Source organism: Pseudomonas sp. NPDC087185, from assembly GCF_044744955.1.
Classification (GTDB): domain Bacteria; phylum Pseudomonadota; class Gammaproteobacteria; order Pseudomonadales; family Pseudomonadaceae; genus Aquipseudomonas.
This window is the reverse complement of the sequence record NZ_JBIUZK010000007.1, coordinates 221,530-245,279: the sequence shown is the minus strand read 5'-3', so window position 1 is coordinate 245,279 and position 23,750 is coordinate 221,530. Positions and strand designations below refer to the sequence as shown.

Below are 23,750 nucleotides of genomic sequence, written 5' to 3'. Positions count from 1 at the left end.
GCGGGCTTGTTTCGCGAAGAGGCCGGCACAGACAACGTATTCCTCAACAGGAACACCTGAATGTTCAAGACCATCGAGGAACACGTGCGCAAACAGGTGGCCCCCGCGGCCCTGCGCGCCGAGTTCCGCCAGCATGAATTCGACACGTCTCGACGCTTCTGCCAACTCATCTTCTGCCTCAGCATCACGGTCTGGCTGATTTTCGACCTCATCGTCAGCTACCTGGGCAACCAAGACTTCACCTGGCTTTCAGGCCTGTTCATGGGGCTGCTGTGCAGCCTCACCGTGGCCCTCGGGTTCACCCGCAGGTCTCACCACTTCGACGTGCTCAACCTGCTGTTCATCGCCGTCATCACCCTGGGCATGCGCCTGGTCATCGACGGCATCCCGATCGCCCTGCGCCCGGTCTGGCTGGTGCTGGGCACCTCCACCGTGCTGTACAGCGTCTCGGTGCTGCCCGTGCGGCGCTGGTCGTTCTTCTGTGCCATGGCCATCACCTGGGCCGTGCTCAATCCATTCTATGACACCAACATCGACCTCGATGACCTCGAAGCGGCCATGCTGCTGAGCTATGCGGTGTTCCTCAGCGGCCTGGTAATCTACAGTTATCTGCGCATCCGCCAGGCCAAGCTGCACAACTTCTACATGTCCAAGTTGCTGCTCGAGCAGGCCTATGTCGACGTACTGACCGAAATCCCCAACCGCCGCTCGTTCATGGCCAAGGCCGAGCGCCAGCTGCAGCATGGGCCGCCCGGGCAATACCTGGCGATGATCGACATCGACAACTTCAAGAAGGTCAACGACCGCTTCGGGCATGACATTGGCGATGAAGTGCTCAAGCGCGTGGCGATGCACATCAAGGCATCGATGGGTACGCACGAATTCGCCAGGCTGGGCGGCGAGGAGTTTGCAGTTTTCTTCCAGGGCCTGGACCAACAGGCTGTCGAGCAGCAGGTGGAGGCCTTGTGCAAGCGGGTGCGCGATGACGTAGGCGAGCACCCGGTCACCATCAGCATCGGCCTGGCCCAGGTGGACAGCGCCGACACCCTGACCATGGCGTTGGTCAAGGCTGACCAGGCACTGTATGAGGCCAAGCACAGCGGCAAGGACCGTTTCGTGCTTTGGACTAGCCGGCTGGCAGGCGAATCCTGAACTGCGCCCCACCCAATGCCGACTGCGCCACGGTGAGTGTCCCGCCCTGCCCTTCGATGGCCCTTCTGCTGATCGCCAACCCCAGCCCGAACCCGCCGGTATTGCGGTCGCGGCTGCGGTCCAGGCGGTAGAACGGCTGGAAGATCCGCTCACGCTCCTCGACCGGGATGCCGATGCCGTCATCCTCGACCGTCAGCAGGCACGCGCCGTCCTCTTCCAGCCGCAAGCGCAACAGCAGACTCTCATCGCAGTAGCGCATGCCATTGCGCACCAGGTTCTGCACTGCCCGCGCGGTCAGCCGCGGGTCGAGCACGAAGCGCGGCAGATCGCCCTCGGCGCGCACTTCCCACTGGATGCTCCGGCTGTCGAGTTCTTCGGCAAAGCCGCCGAGCACACTGTCGACCAGCTCCAGCAATGACACTTCAACCCGCTCACGGGCCTGGTCGGCGTTGTAAAGGCGGCTGTAAGACAACAATTCGAGCACCAGCTCATCCAGCTCACGCACATGCCCGACCAGCTCCAACAGGCGCTTGCGGCTGGAGGGCGGCACTTCGTCGAACAACAGCACCAGGCCGAAATCCAGCCGCGTGAGCGGCGTGCGCAATTCATGGGACACCGCATTGAGCAGCTCGCGCTGCTGGTTAACGTGGCGCTCCAGGTCACTGGCCATGGTGTCGAACACCCCGGCCAATTCACCAATGTTGGAGTGCGGCGAAATGTGCGTACGCTCGGCCATCTGCCCCTGCCCCAGGCGCCTGGCGGTCTCCTTCAGGCGCTCCAGGTCACGCCAGTGCGGCCACACCCACAGCAGCAGGCAACCCAGCATGGCGGCGCCGATCAGCACGGTCACGCCCCAGGACAGTACGTTGATGTCCAGCGGGTCTGGTGGCGCATGCAGGCTGACCAGCCAGCCTTCCTCCAGTGGTGCGAGTACCGTTTCGTAATAGCCCCAGTCGCCGATGCGTACGGCGTACAGGCCATGCTCCAGGCGGGCCTGCTCTTGCGCGCTCAACCCGGCCTGGTCGCTGCGCAGCAGGGTCACCTCCAGCGGCGCGAATAGCTTGGCCAGGTCCTGCTCCACCGCAGGCCATTGCTCGCGCGGGGCCTGGCGGAACTGGCGGACGATCAACGACTGCACGCCCTTGGCCTGGTCCAGGTTGTAGGCCATGAAGCGGTCGTGGAACAGGCCGACGATGGCGTCCGGGATCAGCAGCAGCGCACCGGCGTAGGCGACGATGATCACCAGGTACAGGCGCACCAGAATCTTCAGCATGCGGTATCAGCACTCCCACTCGACGCGGCTGAACAAGTAGCCCTTGCCCCACACGGTCTTGATCTTGCGCGCCTCGCCGGCGCTGTCGTCGAATTTGCGGCGCAGCTTGGAAATGGCCACGTCCACCGAACGGTCGGTGCCATTGAACTCGATGCCGCGCAATTGCTGCAGGATGCGGTCGCGGCTGAGCACTTCACCGGCATTGCGCGCCAGCACCACCAGCAGGTTGTACTCGCCACTGGACAACTCGACCTCTTCACCGCGCCAGCTGACCAAGCGCTCGGCCAGGTCGATGCGCAAACCGCCAACCAGGATCTGCTCACTGTCCAGGCGCGGCTCGTGCACGCTACTGCGGCGCAGCAAGGTGCGTACGCGTGCCAGCAAGACCCGCGGTTCGCAGGGTTTGGTCACGTAGTCGTCAGCGCCCATTTCCAGGCCCAGTACTTGGTCGTGGCTGTCGTCGCGGGCCGTCAGCATCAGGATCGGCAGGCTCTGCGATTCCTGGCGCAGCAGGCGGCACACTTGCAGGCCATCGATGCCCGGCAGCATCAGGTCGAGGATCACCAGGTCCGGTTTGTCCTGGCGAAACGCCTCCAGCACATGGTCGCCCCGGGCGATCACCCGCACATGGAAGTCGTTGCGTTGCAGGTAGCTGGCAATCAGCTCGGACAGGGCACTGTCGTCTTCGACCAGCAGAAGGTTTGGCATAAGCGCTTGGACACAAGGGGAAAGAGCGGCAGGATATAGAATCCCGCGGGCAGGCAGGATCGTTCTTCACACTTTTTCACACACACCCTACACAGCTTAACAGGCGCTCAGGCAACCACTGCCTTAGCATACGCACGGTCATCATCGGAAGATCCGTATGCCTATCCTGTTTACCCATCGCCTGCGCCCTTTGGCGCTTCTGGCACTGCTGACCCTGTCCCTGGCCGGTTGTGGCGAAAACGCCGAGCACGACGAGCAGGCACCCACGCCCCATGTTCGGGTGGAAACCCTGCAACTGCAGCCGCTGGCCATCAGCACCGAGCTCAGCGGGCGCATTCTTGCCCCGCGTACTGCCGAGGTACGCGCCCGGGTCGCCGGCGTGGTGCTCAAGCGTGTTTACCGCGAGGGCAGCGACGTCCAGCAAGGCGACGTGCTGTTCCTGATCGATCCGGCGCCGTTCAAGGCCGACCACGACAGCGCACGCGCCACCCTGGCAAAAGCCCAGGCCAACCTGTACCAGGCGCGCCTGCAGGAGCAACGTTACCGCGAGCTGGTCGACGACAAGGCAGTCAGCCGCCAGGAGTACGACAACGCCCGCGCCGCCTTCCTCCAGGCCGACGCCGAAGTTGGCGAGGCCAAGGCTGCACTGGAACGGGCACGCCTGAACCTGGGCTACGCCACCGTCACCGCGCCGATTTCCGGGCGCATAGGCCGTGCGCTGGTCACCGAAGGCGCCCTGGTGGGGCAGAACGAAACCACGCCGCTGGCCACCATCCAGCAGCTGGACCCGATCCACGCCGACGTCACCCAGTCGACCCGCGAACTCAACGCCCTGCGCCGCGCCTTGCGCGCCGGCGAACTGCAGCAGGCCGGCAACGGCGAAGCCCGTGCCACGTTGATTCAGGACGACGGCAGCGCCTACCCGCTGCCCGGCAAGCTGCTGTTCTCCGACATCAGCGTCGACCCGAGCACCAACCAGATCACCCTGCGCAGCGAGTTCCCCAACCCGGACCTCGACCTGCTGCCCGGCAGCTACGTGCGCGTGCGCCTGGAACAGGCCGTGCAGCCCAAAGGCATCAGCGTGCCGCAGCGCGCCATCCTGCGCGACAGTGCCGGGGTGCCGAAAGTGCTGGTGGTCGACGCCCAGGCGCGCATCAGCGAGCGCCAGGTAGTCCTTGGCAATGCCCAGGGCGACCGTTGGATCGTCAGCGAGGGCCTGGCCGCCGGTGACCGAGTGGTGGTGGAGGGCCTGCAGCACGTCAAGGCCGGTGACCCGGTGCAGGTCGACGCCAGCCCGAACACTCAGCCCATCGCCCAGCACAACGGCCAATGAGGGCCTGACCCATGCCGCAATTCTTCATCGACCGACCGGTATTCGCCTGGGTGGTCGCGCTGTTCATCCTGCTGGCCGGCGCGCTGGCCATCCCGCAACTGCCGGTGGCCCAGTACCCCAACGTGGCGCCGCCGCAGGTGGAAATCTACGCCGTGTACCCGGGTGCCTCGGCCGCGACCATGGACGAGAGCGTGGTCAGCCTGATCGAGCAAGAGCTCAATGGCGCCGACAACTTGCTCTACTTCGAATCGCAAAGCAGCCTGGGCAGCGCCACCATCACCGCCACCTTCGAGCCCGGCACCCACCCCGACCTGGCCCAGGTCGATGTGCAGAACCGCCTCAAGGTGGTCGAGTCGCGCCTGCCGCGCCCGGTCACCCAGCAGGGCCTGCAAGTCGAGAAGGTCTCTACCGGCTTTCTGCTGCTCGGCACCCTGACCTCCGAGGACGGCACCCTCGACGAAACCGCGCTGTCGGACATCCTCGCGCGTAACGTGATGAACGAAATCCGCCGCCTCAAGGGTGTCGGCAAAGCCCAGCTGTATGGGTCCGAACGGGCCATGCGCATCTGGATCGACCCGGCCAGGCTGATTGGCTTCAACCTCACGCCCAATGACGTCGCCGAGGCCATCGCCGCGCAGAACGCCCAGGTCGCCCCCGGCAGCATCGGCGACCTGCCTGCCCGCAGCACCCAGGAGATCACCGCCAACGTGGTCGTCAAGGGCCAGCTGAGCACGCCTGAAGCGTTCGCCGCTATCGTGCTGCGGGCAAACCAGGACGGCTCTACCGTGACCCTCGGCGATGTTGCCCGGGTCGAGATCGGCGCCCAGGAATACCAGTACGGCACGCGCCTTAATGGCAAGCCGGCCAGTGCTTTCAGCGTGCAGCTTGCGCCGGGCGCCAACGCCATGGAAACCGCCACCCTGGTGCGGGCGAAGATGCTGGAGCTGTCGCGCTACTTCCCCGAAGGGGTCAAGTACGATATCCCGTACGACACCTCACCGTTCGTCAAGGTCTCCATTCAGCAGGTCATCAGCACCTTGTTCGAGGCCATGCTGCTGGTGTTTGCGGTGATGTTCCTGTTCCTGCAGAACCTGCGCTACACGCTGATCCCGACCCTGGTGGTGCCGGTGGCACTGATGGGCACCTTCGCCGTGATGCTGGCGCTGGGCTTTTCGGTGAACGTGCTGACCCTGTTTGGCATGGTGCTGGCCATCGGCATCCTGGTCGACGATGCCATCGTAGTGGTGGAGAACGTCGAGCGGATCATGGCCGAAGAAGGCCTGCCGCCCAAGGAAGCCACGCGCAAGGCCATGGGCCAGATCAGCGGCGCCATCATCGGCATCACCCTGGTGCTGGTGGCAGTGTTCCTGCCGATGGCATTCATGAAAGGTTCGGTGGGCGTCATCTACCAACAGTTTTCGCTATCGATGGCAGTGTCGATCCTGTTCTCGGCGTTCCTCGCCCTGAGCCTGACCCCAGCCCTGTGTGCGACCCTGCTCAAGCCCTTGGCCAAAGGCGAACACCACGAGCGCAAGGGCTTCTTCGGCTGGTTCAACCGGCGTTTCGAAGCCATGGGCAGCGGTTACGAGCGCTGGGTAGTGAACGCGCTGAAGCGCAGCGGGCGCTACCTGCTGGTGTACGGCGTGCTGCTGGCGGTGCTGGGTTACGGCTTCAGCCAATTGCCCACGGCGTTCCTGCCGACCGAGGACCAGGGCTATACGATCACTGACATCCAGCTGCCGCCCGGTGCCAGCCGTATGCGCACCGAGCAGGTGGCCGCGCAGATCGAGGCGCACAACGCCCAAGAGCCCGGCGTGGGTAACACCACCGTGATTCTCGGTTTCAGCTTCTCCGGCAGCGGGCAGAACGCGGCCCTGACCTTCACCACCCTGAAGGATTGGTCCGAACGCGGTGCCGACGACAGTGCCCAGTCGATTGCCGACCGGGCAACGGCGGCGTTTTCAAAGATCAAGGATGCGGTGGCGTTCTCCGTGCTGCCCCCGCCCATCGACGGCCTGGGTGAATCCACCGGCTTCGAGTTCCGCCTGCAAGACCGAGGCGGCATGGGCCATGCCGCGCTGATGGCCGCCCGTGACGAACTGTTGGCGGGCGCGCGCAAAAGCAACGTGCTGGCTAACGTGCGCGAGTCGTCGCTGGCCGAAAGCCCGCAGGTGCAGCTGGAGATCGACCGCCGCCAGGCCAACGCGCTGGGTATCTCGTTTGCCGACATCGGCGCGGTGCTGGACACTGCCGTAGGCTCCAACTACGTGAACGACTTCCCCAACCAAGGCCGCATGCAACGGGTGGTGGTACAGGCCGAAGGCGACCAGCGCAGCCAGGTCGAGGACTTGCTGAAGATTCACGTACGCAACAGCAGCGGCAAGATGGTCCCGCTGGGCGCCTTTGTGCAGGCAAAGTGGGTCAGTGGCCCGGTGCAGCTGACCCGCTACAACGGTTACCCGGCGGTGTCGATCTCCGGCGAGCCGGCAACCGGCTACAGCTCGGGCGACGCCATGGCCGAGGTCGAACGCCTGGTCGCGCAATTGCCGGCCGGCGCCGGCCTGGAGTGGACCGGCCTGTCGCTGCAGGAGCGCCTGTCCGGCAGCCAGGCACCGCTGCTGATGGCGCTGTCGCTGCTGGTGGTGTTCCTGTGCCTGGCGGCCCTGTACGAAAGCTGGTCGATCCCCACCGCGGTGCTGCTGGTGGTGCCGCTTGGCGTGCTCGGTGCGGTGCTGGCGGTGACCCTGCGCGGCATGCCCAACGACGTGTTCTTCAAGGTCGGCCTGATCACCCTGATCGGCCTGTCAGCGAAGAACGCCATCCTCATCATCGAGTTCGCCAAGAGCCTGGTCGACCAGGGCGTGGATGCCGTCGACGCCGCCGTGCAGGCAGCACGCCTGCGCCTGCGCCCGATCGTGATGACCTCGCTGGCGTTCATCCTCGGCGTGGTACCGCTGGCGATTGCCACCGGCGCCAGCTCGGCGAGCCAGCAGGCGATCGGTACCGGGGTGATCGGCGGGATGCTCAGCGCCACCTTGGCGATAGTGTTCGTGCCGGTGTTCTTCGTGGTGGTGATGCGCTTGGCTGGGCGCAAGCAAGCTCAAACCGCTCAGGCCGAAGCCAGCGACGCCTGACTGGACAAGCATCGCGTTGAATGAGAGGGTTCCGGGCATTGTCTGCCCGGAACCCTTTTTCATGACTGCTCCCCTGCCCCCTTGTTCGATCCTGATTCTCGCCGGTGGCCGCGGCCAGCGCATGGGCGGGCGTGACAAAGGGCTGGTGCAATGGCGGGGTGAGCCGCTGGTGGCGCATGTGCAGCGGGTGGTGCGGCCGCTTAGTGACGATGTGGTGATCTCCTGCAATCGTAACCAGGCGCTTTACCGAGCGTTTGCCGATCAGTTGGTTTCCGATGCTGAAGGGGACTTCCCTGGCCCGCTGGCCGGGGTAATTGCCGGGCTGGCGGTGGCGCGACATGACTGGGTGGTGGTGCTGGCTTGCGATGCGCCGTTGATTGACCAAGGGTTGATCGAGGATTTGCTGCAGTTGGCGGTGGCCAATGCCAGTGCTGCCATGGTGCGCCAGGGTGGGTATTGGCAGCCAATGTTCAGCGTGCTGCCGCGCAGGCTGCTGCCGGTGCTGGAGCAGGCCTGGGCGGCGGGTGAGCGGAGTTTGCAGAAGGCGCTGTTGCTGGAACCGGTGCAGAGGTTGGCGTGTGCCGAGGGTGATCAGCGGTTGAGCAACTTCAACAGCCCGGACTTACTGCAAGGCTGAGATTTTGGCCGATCTCACTGGCCTCTTCGCGGGACAAGCAACGGATCCCCCCCAGCCAGCGCCTCGATACTGATCTCCCGCATCCTGAACTTCTGCACTTTGCCGGTCACCGTCATCGGGAACTCGTCGACGAAGCGGAAATACCGGGGCACCTTGAAATGCGCGATGCGCGCCCTGGCCCACTCACGCAATTCGTCTGCGCTCGCCGCATGCCCCGGATGCAACCGTACCCAGGCAACGATCTCCTCCCCATACTTGCTGCACGGTACGCCGATCACCTGCACATCAGCCACGGCGGGATGGGTGAAGAAGAACTCTTCCAGCTCCCTGGGATAGATGTTCTCACCACCGCGGATGATCATGTCCTTGCTGCGCCCGACAATGCGCACATAGCCCTCCTCGTCCATCACCGCCAGGTCACCGGTGTGCATCCAGCCTTCGCCGTCGATGCTTTCGGCGGTAGCCTTGGGGTTGTTCCAGTAGCCCAGCATCACGCTGTAACCACGGGTGCACAGTTCGCCAATCTCGCCACATGGCACGGTGTTGCCGTCGGCATTTATCACCTTGTTTTCCAGCCGCGGCTGGGTGCGGCCAACGCGGGTCACGCGGCGTTCCAGGTCGTCATTGGCGCCGGTCTGCAGCGACACCGGGCTGGTCTCGGTCATGCCATAGGCAATCTGTACCTCGGCCATGTGCATCTCGTCGATCACCCGGCGCATCACTTCGATCGGGCAGGTGGCGCCGGCCATGATCCCGGTGCGCAGGCTCGACAGGTCGAAGTCGCCGCGCTGCGGGTGGTCCAGTTCGGCGATGAACATGGTCGGTACGCCATACAGCGCAGTGGCCCTTTCTTCGGCCACAGCGCGCAAGGTCGCCAGCGGGTCGAAGGCATCGTTGGGGTAGATCAGGGTACTGCCGTGGGTCATGCAACCCAGGTTGGCCATGACCATGCCGAAACAGTGGTACAGCGGCACCGGGACGACAAGACGGTCGTGCTCGGTCAGGCCGAGGCTTTCACCGACCATGTAGCCGTTGTTGAGGATGTTGCGGTGGCTGAGCGTGGCGCCTTTGGGAAAGCCCGTGGTGCCGGAGGTGTACTGGATATTGATCGGGTCGCCGGGCTGTAACTGCGCCTGGCGCGCGGCCAGGGCCTCAACGCTCACGGCATCGGCGCGGGTTTGCAGGTCGTGCCAGGGGAGGAAGCCCGCCGGTGGCGTGACCGCCAGGCTGACGACCCCGCGCAATTCCGGGAAGCGCTCGCAGATCAACGCGCCGGGGTGCCCTTTCGCCAGCCCCGGGATCAAGCCCAACAGCATGGCGTGGTAGTCCGAGGTTTTGAACGTGTCGGCGCAGATGACCCAGCGGCAGCCAGACTGGCCGAGGGCGTAATCCAGCTCGCTTGCGCGGTAGGCCGGGTTGATATTGACCAGGATCGCGCCGACCTTGGCGCTGGCGAACTGGGTGATACACCATTCGGCGCAGTTCGGTGCCCAGATGCCAAGCCGGTCGCCGGGTTGTACGCCCAAGGCCATGAGCGCGCGGGCGTGCTGATCGACGGCGTCGGCCAGTTGCCGCCAGGTGTAACGCAAGGCCTGATGGCGCACCACCAGCGCTTCGCGCTCGGGGAAGCGGGCGACGATGGTGTCGAAGGCGTCGCCGATGCACTGGGTGAGCAAGGCCTTGCCCTGGTCGCCCTGGGAATAGCTTGGCTGGGTCATGGGTGCTCTCTGGTTGTTTTTGTAGGGGTCCACCGGCCCTTGCGCGGGACAAGCTCGCTCCCACAGGATCTGCACAATCCTCTGTAGGAGCGGGCTTGCCCCGCGAAGACGCCAACACCGAACTACCTGACAAACACCTGCGGCGTAGTGGTCGACATGTCGCCACCCGGCAGCTTGATGTTCTTCACCTTCTCCAGCGTCTGCGGGTCGAACACCGCCAGATCATTGAAGGTGCCGCCCAGGTACAACTTGTCGCCCTTCTTGTCGAAGGTCACGCAGTAATAGGTGTGTTCAAGGTTAGCCGCCTTGATCAGCTTGCGCTCTTTGATGTCATACCGCGCCAGGCGGTTGAGCACGCCGTAGATCTGGTTCGGGTCCTTCGGGGAGCGCAGGCCGGTGAAGTACAGCTCGGTCAGGTCGGCGAATTCCTGGGTGTGGGTCTTGCCGGTCTTCAGGTCGACGCTCAGGTAGCCGTACAGCAGCTCGGCGGTGTTGGGGTCCTGTTTCTCGTCCTTGAACTTGGCGATGGTGTACAGCATCGAGAATTCGTGGCGCGGGCTCTGGTGCGGCCAGAAGTACAGCACGTCCGGCGCGCTGTAGCCCTTGCGGTTCCAGGTGCGCAGCGGCAACGCCACTTCGTACTTGCCGGTGTTCACGTCCATCTTGTAGATGTCCGGCCCTGCCACGAACAGGCTGCCGTCGTCAGCAGCGCGCATCAGGTACACCTGGCGTGGCATCGGGAAGGTACGCACCGGCTTGGCATCGACACCGTCGGCAGTGCGGAACACTTCCAGGCGCGGCGGCTTGACCACGTAATGGTCGTTCAGGCGCTGGCTGGGGTTGACCGTGGCGTACACCTCTTTGCCGTCCGGGCTGATGGCGAACGAGTACATCGACTTGCCGACCTCACCGGGCACGCTGGACAGGTTGGCGTGGAAGGTGGTCTTGCAGGTGTCCAGGTCGATGCCATAGATGTCGGCGTAATGGTTGTTGAGCACATAGGCGGTGCGGTTGTCCGGCGCCATCATCGCGGTGCCGGGGCCGAAGGCGTCGGGCAGGCGGCAGCTCTTGTACAGCAGGTCGCTGGCCACATCGACCACGTGCAGGTTGTTCGGGTAGTTGGTGGCGATCAGGTATTCCTTGCCGGCCTTGAGGGCGGGCCCGGTGTCATCGGCCTGTACCGCCCAGGCGCAGGCCGTGGCGGCGACGGTGAGCGCGAGCTGCGCGCAGAGTCCAGGTTTCATGCGGTTTCCCCTTGTCATTCTTGTTGGGCCGGTCACTTGTCTTTCGGGAACACGGTGCCGAGGTTGCGCCAATCGTCCTGCGAGTTGGTTGCCTGGGCGTTCCAGTCCTGGTAGGTGCTCATCATGTCCGGCACCTGGGCCGGCCACCAGCAAGGGTCGGAGCAGCCATACAGGTCGGCCTCCATCGGCTGGCACAGCGAGCTGACGCCACCAAAGGCGTCAACTTCCCAACCCGGGTCGGTAGTGGCGGTGCAGCCAGCCACCGCGCTCATGGCCATGACTTCTTCCACACGGTCTTCGGCGGCAGCCTGTTCAAGGATGCGCGCCTTGTTGTTCAGGGGCTTCAAGTGCTTCATGTCAGTGTGCCTTGCGCGGGGTGATGTAGCGGTCGATGAAGGCCGGGTTGGCGGCCATGATGCGGCTGTAGACCTCGATGCCGAAGTCGACCCAGTCACGCATCAGCTCGCAATAGTGATAGGTCGGGTGCTGCGGGTCGCCGTAGCGCGCATAGCTTTCGTGGTAACAGCCGCCGGAGCACAGGTTGCGGATGCGGCAGCTGTCGCAACCTGTGTTGCTGCGGTCCAGGCGCTGGGACAGGAAGTCGTTCAGCTGCGCCTGTTTCACACCCTGGTGCACATTGCCAAAGGTCGGCAGGCTGGAGCCTGTGAAGCGGTGGCACAGGTTCAGCTCACCCCCGTGGTCCACCGCCAGCATCTTCAGCCCAGCGCCGCACGGCAGAGCTTTCTTGTGGCCTTCGTGGATGTCGGTGATCAGCTGGTGCAGGTTGGAGAAGCCGATATTGCGGTGCTCCAGCGCCGCCTCCAGGTAGCGCCGGCCGAGAGCCTTCATGTTGGCAAAGACCTCGATCAGCTCCTCGCCGGTCAGGTTGAAATCGGCCATGTCGCCCGAGGTCACCGGGGCAAAACCCACCTCGGCAAAACCCAGCTCGTTAAACAGGTGGTTCCAGATCGTTTCGACATCGGTGATGCCACGGGTCAGGGTCACCCGCGCACCGACCGGGCGGCTGGTGTAGCGCGACAGCAGCATCTCGGCCTTGCGCCGCACCACGTCATAGGTGCCCTGCCCGCCCACGGTGATGCGGTTGCGGTCGTGCACGGTCTTGGGCCCGTCAATGCTCACCGACAGGCCGAAGCGGTGGGCATTGAGCCAGTCAATGGTGTCTTCGGTAAGCAGCGTGGCATTGGTGGTCATGATGAATTCCACCTGCTTGCCAGCTTCGGCGAAGCGCCGCTCGCAGTAGGCGACCATGTGTTCGATCAGCGGCCGGTTGGACAGCGGCTCGCCGCCGAAGAACACCACGCTGTAGCGTTGCTCGTCGGGTGACTCCTTGAGCAGCATCTCCACCGAGGCCTCGGCGGTGGCGGTGCTCATCTTCTTGCCGGCAGACGGTTTGTCCAGGTCTTCCTTGTAGCAGTAGGTGCAGCTGAGGTTGCAACCGGTGTTGACGTTGAGCACCACGGTATTCAGTGCGGTTCGCTCGACCTGCTTGAGGGCGATTTCCGGGGTCAGCGGCGAGCCGTCGCTGACCAGCTCCAGCGCGATCAGCTCACGCAGGGTGTCCTGGATGTCGTCGCCGGCGAACTGTTGGCCGAGGCGCTGCAGCAGCTCCTCGGCGGAGCAGCCTTGCTGACGCAGGGTATCGATGATGCCGCCGGTCACCGCGTCGGCGGTGAACAGCGAACTGCTGGGGATATGGAACAGCATGCGATCGGCATCGACCTGCACTTCGTGCAGGTTGCGCTCGACCAGGTTCAGTAGTACGCCCATGGTGACCTCCCGATAATCGATCCGTTGGTGAATGCGGCTGGTAAACGGCCCTTAGGGCAAGGGCGGGTTGTTCCAGCGCTGGACGGTGACGATCATGTGGCCCTCACCCGTCTGGCCGCCGTCAGCCAGGGTCGCGATCACCTTCAGGTTGCCAGCGTTGTTGGTCATCATCTTGCGTGCAGGGTTAGGGCCCGCACCGCCTGGCACGAACACGCCATCGGCCTGCATCTGCCCGGCAAATTTGACGTCTTCGTCCTCGACCGCCCGTTCGTTGAACGGCTCGACCTTCCAGGTGGCCGGCAGGTAGCCGATGCGCAGCGGCTGGCCGCTGGCATCCTTGCCCCAGGCTTCGGCCTCGAAACGCCCCTGCACCTTCGGTACCGAGGCGCCGTTTTCGCCGATGCGGGCGATGGAGAACGCCGGCACCACCTTCACTTCATCCACTTTGTCGTAGACGGCGAGGTTCGCGCCCTTCAGCGCACCGACCGCCACTTCACGCTGGCCAGGTCTGGCATCGGCCGCCGCGCGCGCCTTGACCCGTACCAGGGTCGGGGTCTGCTCCAGCACCTCGGTCACCTCGACACCGGCGCCCAGGTCTGGCTTGCCGCTCAGGTCACTGCCGACCAGGGTGATCTCGCTTTCGCCACCCGCTTTGATAAAGGCAGGCTGCACCGCCAACAAGCGTGGCTTGCCCGCTTTGACCGCGGTGAAGTCCAGCCCGCGCTCGTCGTGCTCGGCCTCGAACATGCGGCCTTTCATCTCGCCATCCAGCGCGGCGAACACCTGCCGCAGGTTGGCATCGCCGACCTTCACGTTGCCGCGCCACTCATAGCCGTTGTAGAGGATCGCCGAGCCCGTGCCGTTGAATGCCGTGCCATCGGCGTAGGCTCCCTTGACCTCGACCTTGAAGGTATCGCCCTGCTCGGGGCTGACGGTCATCACCCCGCGCACGTCGCCTTTGGCCAGCATGTGGCCGCTGAAAGCCCATTGCCCTGGCAGGGTGTCGGCCTTGGGTTTGGCTTTCTGCCAGTCTGCCCAGGCCGCATTTTCCAGCGGGAAACGCTTGGCCAACTCTGGCACCACTTGCTTGAGGGCGATGTCCAGCCAGTCGCGGTCGCGCGCCTGGGCCTGGTATTCCAGCGATGGCCACTGGCTGAGGTGGAAGTTGACAAGGTGTTCCCATTCCTGCGCCGGGCGGCGCTGCAGGGCGACGCGGGCACCGGAGTGGCAGCGGCCACAGGTTTCGCCGATGAGCGGGTCGAAGTGCTCGACGGTATTGAGCCGGCGCTCCATGGCGTAGCGCACGCCATCAGTTTCACTCGGGGCAAGGCCCTGCTGGTCGGCAAGGTACTTGACCAGGGTGCGACGGTCGTCGTCGCTGATCTGCAGGCCGTGCATGATCTGCATGCGGGCGATGCTCATCAGCCAGCCTTCGGGCGTCTTGCGCTGATGGCTGATGCGGCTGTAGCTGTCGTTGCCCTCGGGGATGTGGCACCCCATGCACTTGTTCTGCAAGAGGCTCGGGCCCTGCTCGGCCGCCATGGCCTGGGTGCCCAGCAGTGCGGCGGCGATCATCGCCAGTTTGCCCGCATGCCGCCGGAGTCGAGTCGTCTTCAAGGTCAGACCTCCACGGTTGTTGTTCTTATGGTTTTCGCACGCTTTGGTACAGCAGGTGTGCATGTGACAGTTGCGATACAGAAACTGTGCCACCTGCTTGAAAGCTGTTGTATTTCAAATTCTTAGTGAGTTTATGGAGCCTGCAGGAGCCCAGTGAGCCCGCGCTGAAGCGTGCTATTTCGCGACAGGGTGTTTCATCTTGAGACAGGGCCTGCTGCGCAGGCCATTCGCGGGGCAAGCCCGCTCCCACAGATAGGCTGCTGCCCTGAGGACGGGTGATGTAACGGTGGGCGGGCTCGCCCCCGCCAAGAGGCCGGTACAGTCACTGTTTCAATCACCGTCTCACACCGTCTCAATGTGCAACAGCGCAGCCACGCCGTTGCCCCCATGCACCAGGGCAAACCCAAGGCAGTTCAAGCAGTTGCGCCCCTTTTGCCAGCTTGGCACGACCATTGCGCCAGTGCCCGTCACATCCAATGACAAGAGGCACAGCCCCATGCTTTCCGACCTGCCCATCCTGCCCGCCACCCGCGCCTTCCTGCAGCGCAAGCTTAAAATGCGCATCGGCGCCGACTGGCAGGACGCCGCCAGCGGTCGCACCCTGGCGTTGCGCAACCCGGCCACCGGCGAAGTGCTCGGCGAAGTGCCTGCCGCCGAGCTGGAAGACGTCGACCGCGCGGTGCGCGCCGCCCGCCAGGCCTTCGACGACTCGCCCTGGAGCCGCCTGCGCCCACGCGAACGGCAGAACCTGCTGTGGCGCCTGGCCGACCTGATGGAACGCGACGCGCAGCAACTGGCCGAGCTGGAATGCCTGAACAACGGCAAGAGCGCCGCCGTGGCCAAGTTCATGGACGTACAACTGGCCATCGACTTCTTGCGCTACATGGCGGGCTGGGCCACCAAGATCGAGGGTAGCACCGTCGAAGCCTCGATGCCGTTGATGCCCAACGACCAGTTTCACGGCTTCACACGCCGCGAAGCGGTGGGTGTGGTCGGCGCCATCGTCGCCTGGAACTTCCCGCTGCTGCTGGCCTGCTGGAAGCTCGGGCCGGCCCTGGCCACCGGCTGCACCGTGGTGCTCAAGCCTGCCGACGAAACCCCGCTGACCGCGCTCAAGCTCGCCGAGCTGGTGGATGAAGCCGGCTACCCGGCCGGTGTGCTCAACGTGATCACCGGCACCGGCCTGAATGCCGGCGCAGCGCTGAGCCGCCACCCAGGCGTGGACAAGCTGACGTTCACCGGCTCTACCGAAGTCGGCAAGCTGATCGGCAAGGCGGCCATGGACAACATGACCCGCGTCACCCTGGAGCTGGGCGGCAAGTCGCCGACCATCGTCATGCCCGACGCCAACCTGCAGGAAGCCGCCGCTGGCGCCGCCACGGCGATCTTCTTCAACCAGGGCCAGGTGTGTTGTGCCGGCTCCCGGTTGTACGTACACCGCAAGCATTTCGACAACGTGGTGGCCGATATCGCCAGCATTGCCAACGGCATGAAGCTCGGTAACGGCCTGGACCCGTCCGTGCACATGGGCCCGCTGATCTCGGCCAAGCAACAGGACCGCGTCACCGGCTACATCGAGCTCGGCCGCGAGCTGGGCGCGACCATCGCCTGTGGCGGCGAAGCCTTTGGGCCGGGCTATTTCGTCAAGCCGACGGTGATCGTCGACGTCGACCAGCGCCATCGCCTGGTGCAGGAGGAAATCTTCGGGCCGGTGCTGGTGGCGATGCCGTTCGATGACCTCGACGAGGTGATCGGCATGGCCAACGACAACCCCTACGGCCTGGGCGCCAGCATCTGGTCGAATGACCTGGCCGCCGTGCACCGGATGATCCCGCGCATCAAGTCGGGCTCAGTGTGGGTCAACTGCCACAGCGCCCTGGACCCGGCCCTGCCGTTCGGGGGCTACAAGATGTCTGGCGTCGGCCGCGAAATGGGCGCGGCCGCGATCGAACATTACACCGAGCTGAAATCGGTGCTGATCAAGCTCTGACCTGCAGCCTGTACGGCCTTTCACGGGGCAAGCCCGCGAAGAGGCCGTTACAGCAACCCAAAACCACAATAAAAACATGGAGTACACCATGAGGCACCCGCTCGCCTGCACGTTGGCACTGTTGCTCGCTACCCCCCTCACCCAAGCCCACGAGCTCTACAACCACGACGGCACCACCCTCAACGCCGACCTTGAAGCTCTGTTCGGCGCCTTCCACAGCGACGAGAGCTACAACCAGGCCGGCAACCGCCAGCCGGGCAGCAGCAACTGGCGCGAGGGCTACGTCAAGTACGGGCTCAGCGGCAGTCAGGCGCTGGTCGACAGCGGCGCCCTGTACGGCGCCTTCAACCTGCTCAGCTCCGCCACCTGGGGCGATGGCGATGCCGCAGGCCTGACGCTCGGCGACGAGCGTCGTACAGCCATTGAAGACCTGTACCTGGGCTGGCGTTCAGCCAATCTGTTCCCGGTGCTGGGCGAGGATGGGGTCGATATTTCCGGCGGCCGCCAGGTCGTGACCTTGGGTGACGGTTTTCTGATCCAGGGTGACCCTGTGAACCTGGGCAAGGTCGACCTGGGCGCCAATTTCGACCGGGGCGGCGCCTATTACCTGGCCGCGCGCAAGGCCTTCGACCGCACGGCCGTGCTGCGCTTGGGTGGCAAGCAAGGCTGGCGAGGCGACGTGATGTGGCTGAAGTCCGACAACCATTACCAGGCCGACACCTCAATGGCGGTGGCCAACATCGAGCATGCTGCCCACGACGGCACCGTCGGCGTCAGCTGGATCCGTGGCCTGGACGTCGACCAGCGCTATGCGCGGATCATGGGCCTGGAGCACCGCGACGGTATGGACACGGTCAGCCTGCGCGGGCGCGGCAACCTAGGGGTCCAAGACCTGGAACTGGCCGGCGAGTACGTCACCCAGGGCCGCAGCGACGGGCGCGAGCACGCCTGGTACCTGGAGGGCAACTGGACGTTCTCCGAACTGCCCTGGACACCCACCGCCAGCTACCGCTACAGCCATTTCTCGGAAGGTTTCGACCCGCTGTTCTATGGCCTGAGCCGCGGTTACGGCACCTGGTTCCAGGGTGAGGTGGCGGCCAACTATGCCGGGCCGTTCAACAGCAACAGCCAGGTGCACCACGTGGCGCTCAAGGGTAAACCCCGGGACAACCTGACGGTGGGGGCGTTGTACTTCGACTTCGATACCCTCGACACCGGCCAAGGCAACCTGGGTGGGCGTGAGCTGGACCTATATGTGGAATGGATGGTCAACGAGCACCTGCTGATCAGCCCGCTGGTGGGGTTCTACAAGCCGGCGCGCAGTGCAGCGAATGGCGGGACGCAGATGGGCAGCCGGGACACCGGGACCTACCTGCAGTTGATCGTCGGGACGTTCTTCTGATCCGAGATCCTGGGGGCGCTGCGCGCCCCTTTCTCAGGTATGCCCCTGCTCTACCAGCCACCGCCGCACCATCAGCTGCCGCGCCTCAGAATGACTGCTCATGACCCCATCGAATGACTGCCCAGCCTGCAATGCCCGCACCACCGGCGCCAGTTCCACCCCCTGCAAATGCCAAACCCCCAATGGCTGATCCGCGGTCACCACGACTTCGGCCTCATCCACCAGCCCATCACGCAGCACCGGCCTGCATTCCACCCGCACAGCCTGCCAATCGGCCGCCAGATGCAACGGCTGCGCGTCCGGCCAACCCCGTCGCCGCGCCCAGAACGGCCGCCCTGCGCGCGCCTGTTCCTGGCCATAGAAATCCCGCCCGATCCGGGCAAAACGCATGAACAGCTGCTCAACCCGCTGCTGATGAAATTGCCGCGCCAGGGCCGCGCGTTCAGGCCGACGCAGCAAGGTATTGATCACTGCAGGCGCCTGCAGCGCCGACGACAACGACTGGAAAATCCCATTCCCCGACAGTGGGTCAACCGCCATGGCAGCATCCCCCACCCGTACCCAGTCGCCCCCCACGCAATCACCGGCAACAATCGCCGTGCTGCTGCGCGCGTGCACCTGTGCAGGCGCCAGGGCCGGCGCGCCGAACAATTCGGCCACCAACATCGATTCACCGCGCCGTCTGGCGCAGTACTCAGGCAGTGCGGCCTTGCCCGGCACACCCTGGGCATCCAGGGTGATCTGCCAGTAACAGCGCCCATCGGCCAACCTGGCCATCCAGGCCCAGCCGTCGTCCAGGCTTTCTACCGCTGAGGCCGGTGCGCCAGGTCGGGCCTGCCAGGCATTGAGCAGGCTGACCGTCTCTGGCCCCCGCAAGCGGTCCGCCGCCAACGGCGCCTGACGCCCCCGCGCTTCAACCAGAAACTCGGCCTGCAGCACACGCCCATCGTCCAGGCGTACCTGATGGCCCTCGGCCTGCAGCACTTCACGGATGCGCCCTTCGACCAGCATCACGCCCGCCCGTGCAAGGTCGTCGCGCAAGGCGCGGTCGAAGCGTTGCCGGTCGAGCAGAAACTCCTGATTCATCTGCAGCTGTTCGCCGTTCCAGCGCACCTGACGGGTCGCCGGCATCGCCGTCTCGCGCAACGCGCCGCCCAGGCCGGCGTGGCGCAGGCCTTCCAGTACCCGCTGCGAAACGCCTTCCACAGCCGCGAAACGGCGCCAGTCGGACACCACCGTGACCGGGTAGCCCAAGCGGCGCAGGCCGATGGCCGTAGCCGCGCCAGCGGGGCCGGCACCCAATACCAGAATGTGCGGTTCAGCCATCACGCGCGCCCCGTCGCTCAGGGCCGACGAATGCTGCGTGGGTTTGCAGCCAGGCCAACACGTGCTCGCGTTCGAGCTCGGGACGTTGCCGCAACAAGGCTGCGATCCGCCCAGTGACAGCGGCGCAGCCCAAACTGGCGCCGGCCATGCTGCGCTCGCCAACATAGCCACCAAAGTCGGCCTGGGCGCTGTTCAACCACGACCATTGCCCAGGGGCACAGCGGGCATCGCCAGTAATACGGATGACACCCGTGTAGGCAGCGGGATAGACCACGCTGCCCTGCGCCGGGCTGGAGGCGCAAAGCAACACGCCTGTGGCCTGAACCTCGGCACAGGCCTGACGCAACACGGGCCGGTCCTGCTGCAGCCCGAGGCTCAGGTTGATCAGCGTCGCGCCCTGCTCTGCCAGCCACAGCAAGGCTGCGGCAACCTGCAAGGCGCTGGTGCTGCCCTGTGCAGTGAATACCTGGGCCACCAGCAACGGCACCTGGCCGGCCTCCTCCCGCAAGCGCGCCAGCACGGCACTGCCATGGCCCAGTCGGTCGGGCTGCGGCTCACCGTCTCGCAGCACGCCATCAGCCAGCCAAAAACGTCGAGATGCAAATAGATCATGGGCCTGCGCGGTCGTGCAGCCACTGTCGACGACGCCAACTCGCACTTCATCGGCCATGCTTGATGACCTCTTGGGGGAGCACCCGCAACTGCCCGCCTTGCAGATGCAGGTGCAGGTCGGCGCCTGCCAAGGTCGAAACGCGATGGCTGATGAGAATGCGCGTGCGCCCGGCAAACAACTGGTCGATGGCGGCAATCACCTCGCGCTCGGTGGCTTCGTCCACCGCCGAGGTGGCTTCATCCAGCACCAGGATGGACGGGGCCTGCAGCACCGCACGGGCGATGGCGATGCGTTGCTTCTGGCCACCGGAAAGCTGCTGGCCGCGCTCACCGAGCAGGCCATCCAGGCCCAGCGGCAGGCTGTCGACCAAGCTTTCCAGGTGCGCCAGGCGTACGACCCGCTCAAGCTCAGCGCGGTTGGCCTGCGGCGCGCCATACGCGAGGTTCTGCGCCAGGGTGCCACGGAACAGCACGATGTCCTGGCTGACCACGGCAATGCGCTGGCGCAACGCAGCCAGGTCGAGTTCACGCAGGTCAGCGCCATCCAGCAGGATGCACCCTGCGTCTGGATCATAGAAACGCTGCAGCAGGTCGATCAACGTTGATTTGCCGACGCCGGAAGCGCCACTGATGGCCACCTTGAGCCCGCCTGGCACGCACACATGCACATCGTCGAGCACCGCACCCTGGCGCCCATCGTGGGCAAAGTGCACGCCTTGCAGGCGCAACTCGCCCGGGCCTTGGGGCATCGGCCGGGGCGTATCCGCTTCGCGCACCGCCACGGCCTCCTGCTTTAGCTCCATCACCCGGCCCAGGCTGACGGCCATGCGCTGCACCGCCACATAAAGGCCCAGCAAGCTCTGCACCGGGCCCACGGCCATGCCCATGTAGGTGGAAAACGCGATCAGCGCGCCCAGTTGCCAAGTGCCTTGGATGACCCACCAGCCGCCCACCAGGAATGCGCAGGCGCGGCACCAGGACGTCAGCGTACCGGGTATCGCCTGGGTGAAGAACTCGGTGACCTGCACCTTGAGCAACTGGCGCATGTAACCCTGGCCCAGCTGGTCGAGGCGCCCGGCCTCGCGGGCTTGCTGGCCGGCAGCCTGGATGAACTTCATCGCCGGCAGCGTTTCGACCAGGAACGACGACACATCCGCCGAACGCTCGCGCAGGCTGCGCACCTCGCGTTCGACCTTGCGCCGCATCCAGCGCAGCCACAGCACTTCGATCGGGACCAGCAGTGCCAACAGCAGCGACAGTTGCCACGACAGCATCAGCATCAACGCCACCGCGCCCACCAGGCCGATCACTGCAGACACCGCCGAGAACAGCGAGTCCACGGCAAAGCGCTGGATTTCGGCCACATCGCCATCCAGCCGCGACAAGATATCCCCGGTGCGCCGGCGCCCGTAGAACGTCGGCGACAGCTGCTGCAGGTGGCGATACAGATCATCACGCAGGGCAAACAGGATGCGCCCGGACAGCCGCGTGTGCAGGTAGCGGTTGACGCCGGCCAGCACGGTGCCGAGCAGGCCGGCGACGATCATGATTGCCGCCATGTGCCAGAGGGTCTGGTAATCCTTGGCCAGCAGGCCTTCGTCGATCAACGTCTTGACCAGCCAGGGTTGGGCCAGGGCCAACAGCGAAGCCCCTAAAGACAAGCCCAGCAGCACGCCGATGGCGCGCCGATGCGGACGGACGAAACCATACAGCCAGGCTAGCGCCTGGCGCATGAGTGCAGGGTCGCTGGTTTCTACCAGCCTTGCGAACAAGCCGCCCATGTCAACCGCGCAACTGCTTGAGCTTGCGGTACAGCGTCGCCCGGCTGATGCCCAGCGCCTCGGCAGCGGCCGAGACATTGCCCTGATGGCGGGCCAATGCTTCGCGAATCAGCTCCAGTTCGTTGTCCTTCAAACTGCCGGAGGGCGCCGTGCCACTGGCCAGTTCATCGAGCAGGCAGTCGGTCAGGTGGTCGAGCGTCAGCAGTGCCTCGCCGTCCTCGCGCATGGCCAGGGCAGTGCGCACGACCATTTCCAGTTGGCGGATGTTGCCTGGCCAGTCGAAACCTTCGAGCAGTGAGGCCAATGCCGGGTCGAGGCTCACGCCCTTGGCGCCGGCCTTGTCCAGCAGGCCCTGAATGATGGCCGCGAGGTCGTCGCGTTCGCGCAACGCCGGCAAACGCAACGTCACGCCGTTGACCCGGTAGTACAGGTCTTCACGAAAATGCTGTTCGTGCACCAAGCGCTTGAGGTCGCGGTGGGTGGCGCAGATCAGCGCCACGTCGATGTCCTGCTCGTCGGCTGCGCCCAAAGGTGCCACCCGACGCTCCTGCAGCACCCGCAACAGGCGTGCCTGCAGGGCCAGCGGCATGTCGCCGATCTCGTCGAGGAACAGCGTGCCGCCGTGGGCCTGCATCAGCCGCCCGACCATCCCGCCGCGACGCGAGCCGGTAAAGGCGCCCTCGCGGTAGCCAAACAGTTCCGACTCGATCAGCCCCTCGGGAATGGCTGCGCAGTTGACCGCGACAAAGGGTTTGTCGGCGCGTGGGCTGGCCTGGTGCAGCGCCCGCGCGACCACCTCCTTGCCGGTACCGGTCTCGCCCAACAGCAACACTGGCAGGCCATTGCCCAGGCCCTGGCGGGCCATGCGCAGGTTGCGCGCCAGGCGCGCATCGCCCCCGGCCAAGGCATCCAGCGCTGGCGACTTATTGGCCAGCGTCGGCTTGTTCGGGGCCGCGTTGCTGCTCAATTGGCCATGGCGTGGCAGCTGCAGGGCGCGGAAGAAGAACTCGCCCTTGGCGGTCTGTACGCTGCTCACTCCGCCCTGCCACAGGCGCGTGATAAAGGCCGGCGAGCGCTCGCCCAGCAGGTCGCTGCTGCGCCGCCCGATCAGGCTCTGGCGCGGCACCTGCAGCAGCTGGCAGGCATTGTCGCTGGCCGCCAGCACTTCACCGTCCAGGCTCAGCGCCAGCAAGCCATGCCAGGCACTGTTGAGGTACTGCGGGCGGCTGTGGAAGGCCAGCACCAGCTGCTCGGGGTGGCACAGGCCGAACAGCCGGCTTTCGATATTGCCGGCGGCCAGCATCAGCATTGTCAGGCTGTCCTGCGGCTGGGCCATGGCCCCTTCACGGGTGATGTCGAGCACCCCGATCACCTCGCCATTCGGGTCGCGCAGCGGCACCGAGGTGCAGGCGAACGGGCTGAGCCGGTCGAGGTAGTGCTCGCCGCAGTTGATCAGGGTCGGCCGCCCTTCCACCACCGCCGTGCCGATGGCGTTGGTGCCGCGCAGCGATTCGCTCCAGCAGCTGCCGGGGTGCAGGTCGCGCAGGCCTTCGCGTTCGAGCACGTGGGTCTGCCCTTCGATGGCCAGCACATTGGCCTGGGCGTCGCCGAGGATGATGATGCCGGCCTTGCCCTGGCGCGCGACCAGGTAATCCAGTTCGGGGGTCACCGCGTCGACCAGCAGCCGGTTGCGTTCGAGCAACGTGCGCAGGTCGTGCCCCTGCTGCAGGCCCAGGCCCACCTGCTCGCCCTGCAGGCAGTCCAGGCCATGGCCCAGGCTGCGCCGCCAGGAGGCGTCGATTTCGTCGCGCAGCATGCCCAGCGGCAGCTCGCCTTCGCTGGCCAGCTTGAGGCGAGCCTGGCGGGATTCGTTCAGCGGGTCTTGGGCGTTTGTTATGGGTAATTGTCGCGCCATGTTCTGCTCCAGCTGTGCCCCTCACGGTGGAGGGCAACGGGCTTTGTGACTCGCCGCAGTGTGCTTCAGATTGACGTTTGCGTAAAGCCGGAAACCGGCGCACCCAATCCCCCAAAGCTG

17 protein-coding genes are annotated in these 23,750 nt (G+C 65.2%); 6 read left to right on the top strand and 11 right to left on the bottom strand.

Annotated elements, in window-relative coordinates:
• Positions 1 to 60: 60 nt before the first annotated feature.
• Complete coding sequence (locus tag ACIPIJ_RS23580) at positions 61 to 1,152, top strand: GGDEF domain-containing protein (protein ID WP_401081182.1); 1,092 nt, start codon at positions 61 to 63, stop codon at positions 1,150 to 1,152.
• Here the strand turns inward: ACIPIJ_RS23580 and ACIPIJ_RS23575 are convergent.
• Both ACIPIJ_RS23575 and ACIPIJ_RS23570 read right to left on the bottom strand, forming a co-directional pair.
• Complete coding sequence (locus tag ACIPIJ_RS23575; RefSeq protein ID WP_401081179.1) at positions 1,127 to 2,425, bottom strand: ATP-binding protein; 1,299 nt, start codon at positions 2,423 to 2,425, stop codon at positions 1,127 to 1,129. The genes ACIPIJ_RS23580 and ACIPIJ_RS23575 overlap by 26 nt on opposite strands.
• Positions 2,426 to 2,431: 6 nt before the next feature.
• Positions 2,432 to 3,133 (bottom strand): response regulator, encoded by a 702-nt coding sequence (locus tag ACIPIJ_RS23570; RefSeq protein WP_401081176.1) that lies wholly within the window; start codon positions 3,131 to 3,133, stop codon positions 2,432 to 2,434.
• A gap of 157 nt (positions 3,134 to 3,290) precedes the next feature.
• Here ACIPIJ_RS23570 and ACIPIJ_RS23565 point away from each other — a divergent pair, with 157 nt between their 5' ends.
• From ACIPIJ_RS23565 to mobA, 3 genes are all read left to right on the top strand, one after another.
• Positions 3,291 to 4,466: an efflux RND transporter periplasmic adaptor subunit gene (locus tag ACIPIJ_RS23565; RefSeq protein WP_401081173.1), complete on the top strand. Its 1,176-nt coding sequence runs from the start codon at positions 3,291 to 3,293 to the stop codon at positions 4,464 to 4,466.
• A gap of 11 nt (positions 4,467 to 4,477) precedes the next feature.
• Entirely contained in the window at positions 4,478 to 7,600 is a 3,123-nt protein-coding gene (locus tag ACIPIJ_RS23560) for a multidrug efflux RND transporter permease subunit (RefSeq protein WP_401081170.1), read from the top strand.
• A 61-nt stretch (positions 7,601 to 7,661) separates the two neighbouring features.
• Positions 7,662 to 8,237, top strand: coding sequence for a molybdenum cofactor guanylyltransferase MobA (gene mobA / locus ACIPIJ_RS23555; RefSeq protein WP_401081167.1), 576 nt, complete (start codon positions 7,662 to 7,664; stop codon positions 8,235 to 8,237).
• 14 nt (positions 8,238 to 8,251) lie between these two features.
• On the opposite strand, the gene ACIPIJ_RS23550 is transcribed toward mobA, so the two are convergent.
• From ACIPIJ_RS23550 to peaA, 5 genes are all read right to left on the bottom strand, one after another.
• Positions 8,252 to 9,955: a fatty acid CoA ligase family protein gene (locus tag ACIPIJ_RS23550; protein ID WP_401081164.1), complete on the bottom strand. Its 1,704-nt coding sequence runs from the start codon at positions 9,953 to 9,955 to the stop codon at positions 8,252 to 8,254.
• Positions 9,956 to 10,077: 122 nt separating this feature from the next.
• A complete protein-coding gene (peaD, locus tag ACIPIJ_RS23545; protein ID WP_401081161.1) occupies positions 10,078 to 11,199 on the bottom strand; it encodes a quinohemoprotein amine dehydrogenase subunit beta in 1,122 nt (373 codons plus the stop codon).
• A 32-nt stretch (positions 11,200 to 11,231) separates the two neighbouring features.
• Positions 11,232 to 11,555, bottom strand: coding sequence for a quinohemoprotein amine dehydrogenase subunit gamma (gene qhpC / locus ACIPIJ_RS23540; RefSeq protein ID WP_008091708.1), 324 nt, complete (start codon positions 11,553 to 11,555; stop codon positions 11,232 to 11,234).
• A gap of 1 nt (position 11,556) precedes the next feature.
• The gene (gene peaB / locus ACIPIJ_RS23535; RefSeq protein ID WP_401081158.1) at positions 11,557 to 12,987 is read right to left on the bottom strand and encodes a quinohemoprotein amine dehydrogenase maturation protein; all 1,431 of its coding nucleotides are present in this window, start codon (positions 12,985 to 12,987) and stop codon (positions 11,557 to 11,559) included.
• A 51-nt stretch (positions 12,988 to 13,038) separates the two neighbouring features.
• On the bottom strand, positions 13,039 to 14,604 hold the full coding sequence (gene peaA, locus ACIPIJ_RS23530; protein WP_401081155.1) for a quinohemoprotein amine dehydrogenase subunit alpha: 1,566 nt from the start codon (positions 14,602 to 14,604) through the stop codon (positions 13,039 to 13,041).
• Between the two features lie 496 nt (positions 14,605 to 15,100).
• Between peaA and ACIPIJ_RS23525 the strand changes: the two genes are divergently transcribed.
• Both ACIPIJ_RS23525 and ACIPIJ_RS23520 read left to right on the top strand, forming a co-directional pair.
• Positions 15,101 to 16,594, top strand: coding sequence for an aldehyde dehydrogenase family protein (locus ACIPIJ_RS23525; protein WP_401081152.1), 1,494 nt, complete (start codon positions 15,101 to 15,103; stop codon positions 16,592 to 16,594).
• 88 nt (positions 16,595 to 16,682) lie between these two features.
• Positions 16,683 to 17,996 carry a hypothetical protein gene (locus ACIPIJ_RS23520; RefSeq protein WP_401081149.1) on the top strand — a complete coding sequence of 438 codons (1,314 nt, stop codon included), beginning with the start codon at positions 16,683 to 16,685 and terminating at the stop codon, positions 17,994 to 17,996.
• Positions 17,997 to 18,029: 33 nt separating this feature from the next.
• Here the strand turns inward: ACIPIJ_RS23520 and ACIPIJ_RS23515 are convergent, their stop codons facing one another.
• The 4 genes from ACIPIJ_RS23515 to ACIPIJ_RS23500 are packed head-to-tail and all read right to left on the bottom strand — an operon-like array spanning position 18,030 to position 23,630.
• Complete coding sequence (locus tag ACIPIJ_RS23515) at positions 18,030 to 19,322, bottom strand: NAD(P)/FAD-dependent oxidoreductase (protein WP_401081146.1); 1,293 nt, start codon at positions 19,320 to 19,322, stop codon at positions 18,030 to 18,032.
• A complete protein-coding gene (locus ACIPIJ_RS23510) occupies positions 19,315 to 19,992 on the bottom strand; it encodes a S8 family serine peptidase (protein ID WP_401081143.1) in 678 nt (225 codons plus the stop codon). Before ACIPIJ_RS23510 ends, ACIPIJ_RS23515 begins: the two co-directional genes overlap by 8 nt.
• A complete protein-coding gene (locus ACIPIJ_RS23505) occupies positions 19,982 to 21,715 on the bottom strand; it encodes an ABC transporter ATP-binding protein (RefSeq protein ID WP_401081140.1) in 1,734 nt (577 codons plus the stop codon). Before ACIPIJ_RS23505 ends, ACIPIJ_RS23510 begins: the two co-directional genes overlap by 11 nt.
• A 1-nt stretch (position 21,716) precedes the next feature.
• Entirely contained in the window at positions 21,717 to 23,630 is a 1,914-nt protein-coding gene (locus tag ACIPIJ_RS23500; protein WP_401081137.1) for a sigma-54-dependent Fis family transcriptional regulator, read from the bottom strand.
• Positions 23,631 to 23,750: the final 120 nt, after the last annotated feature.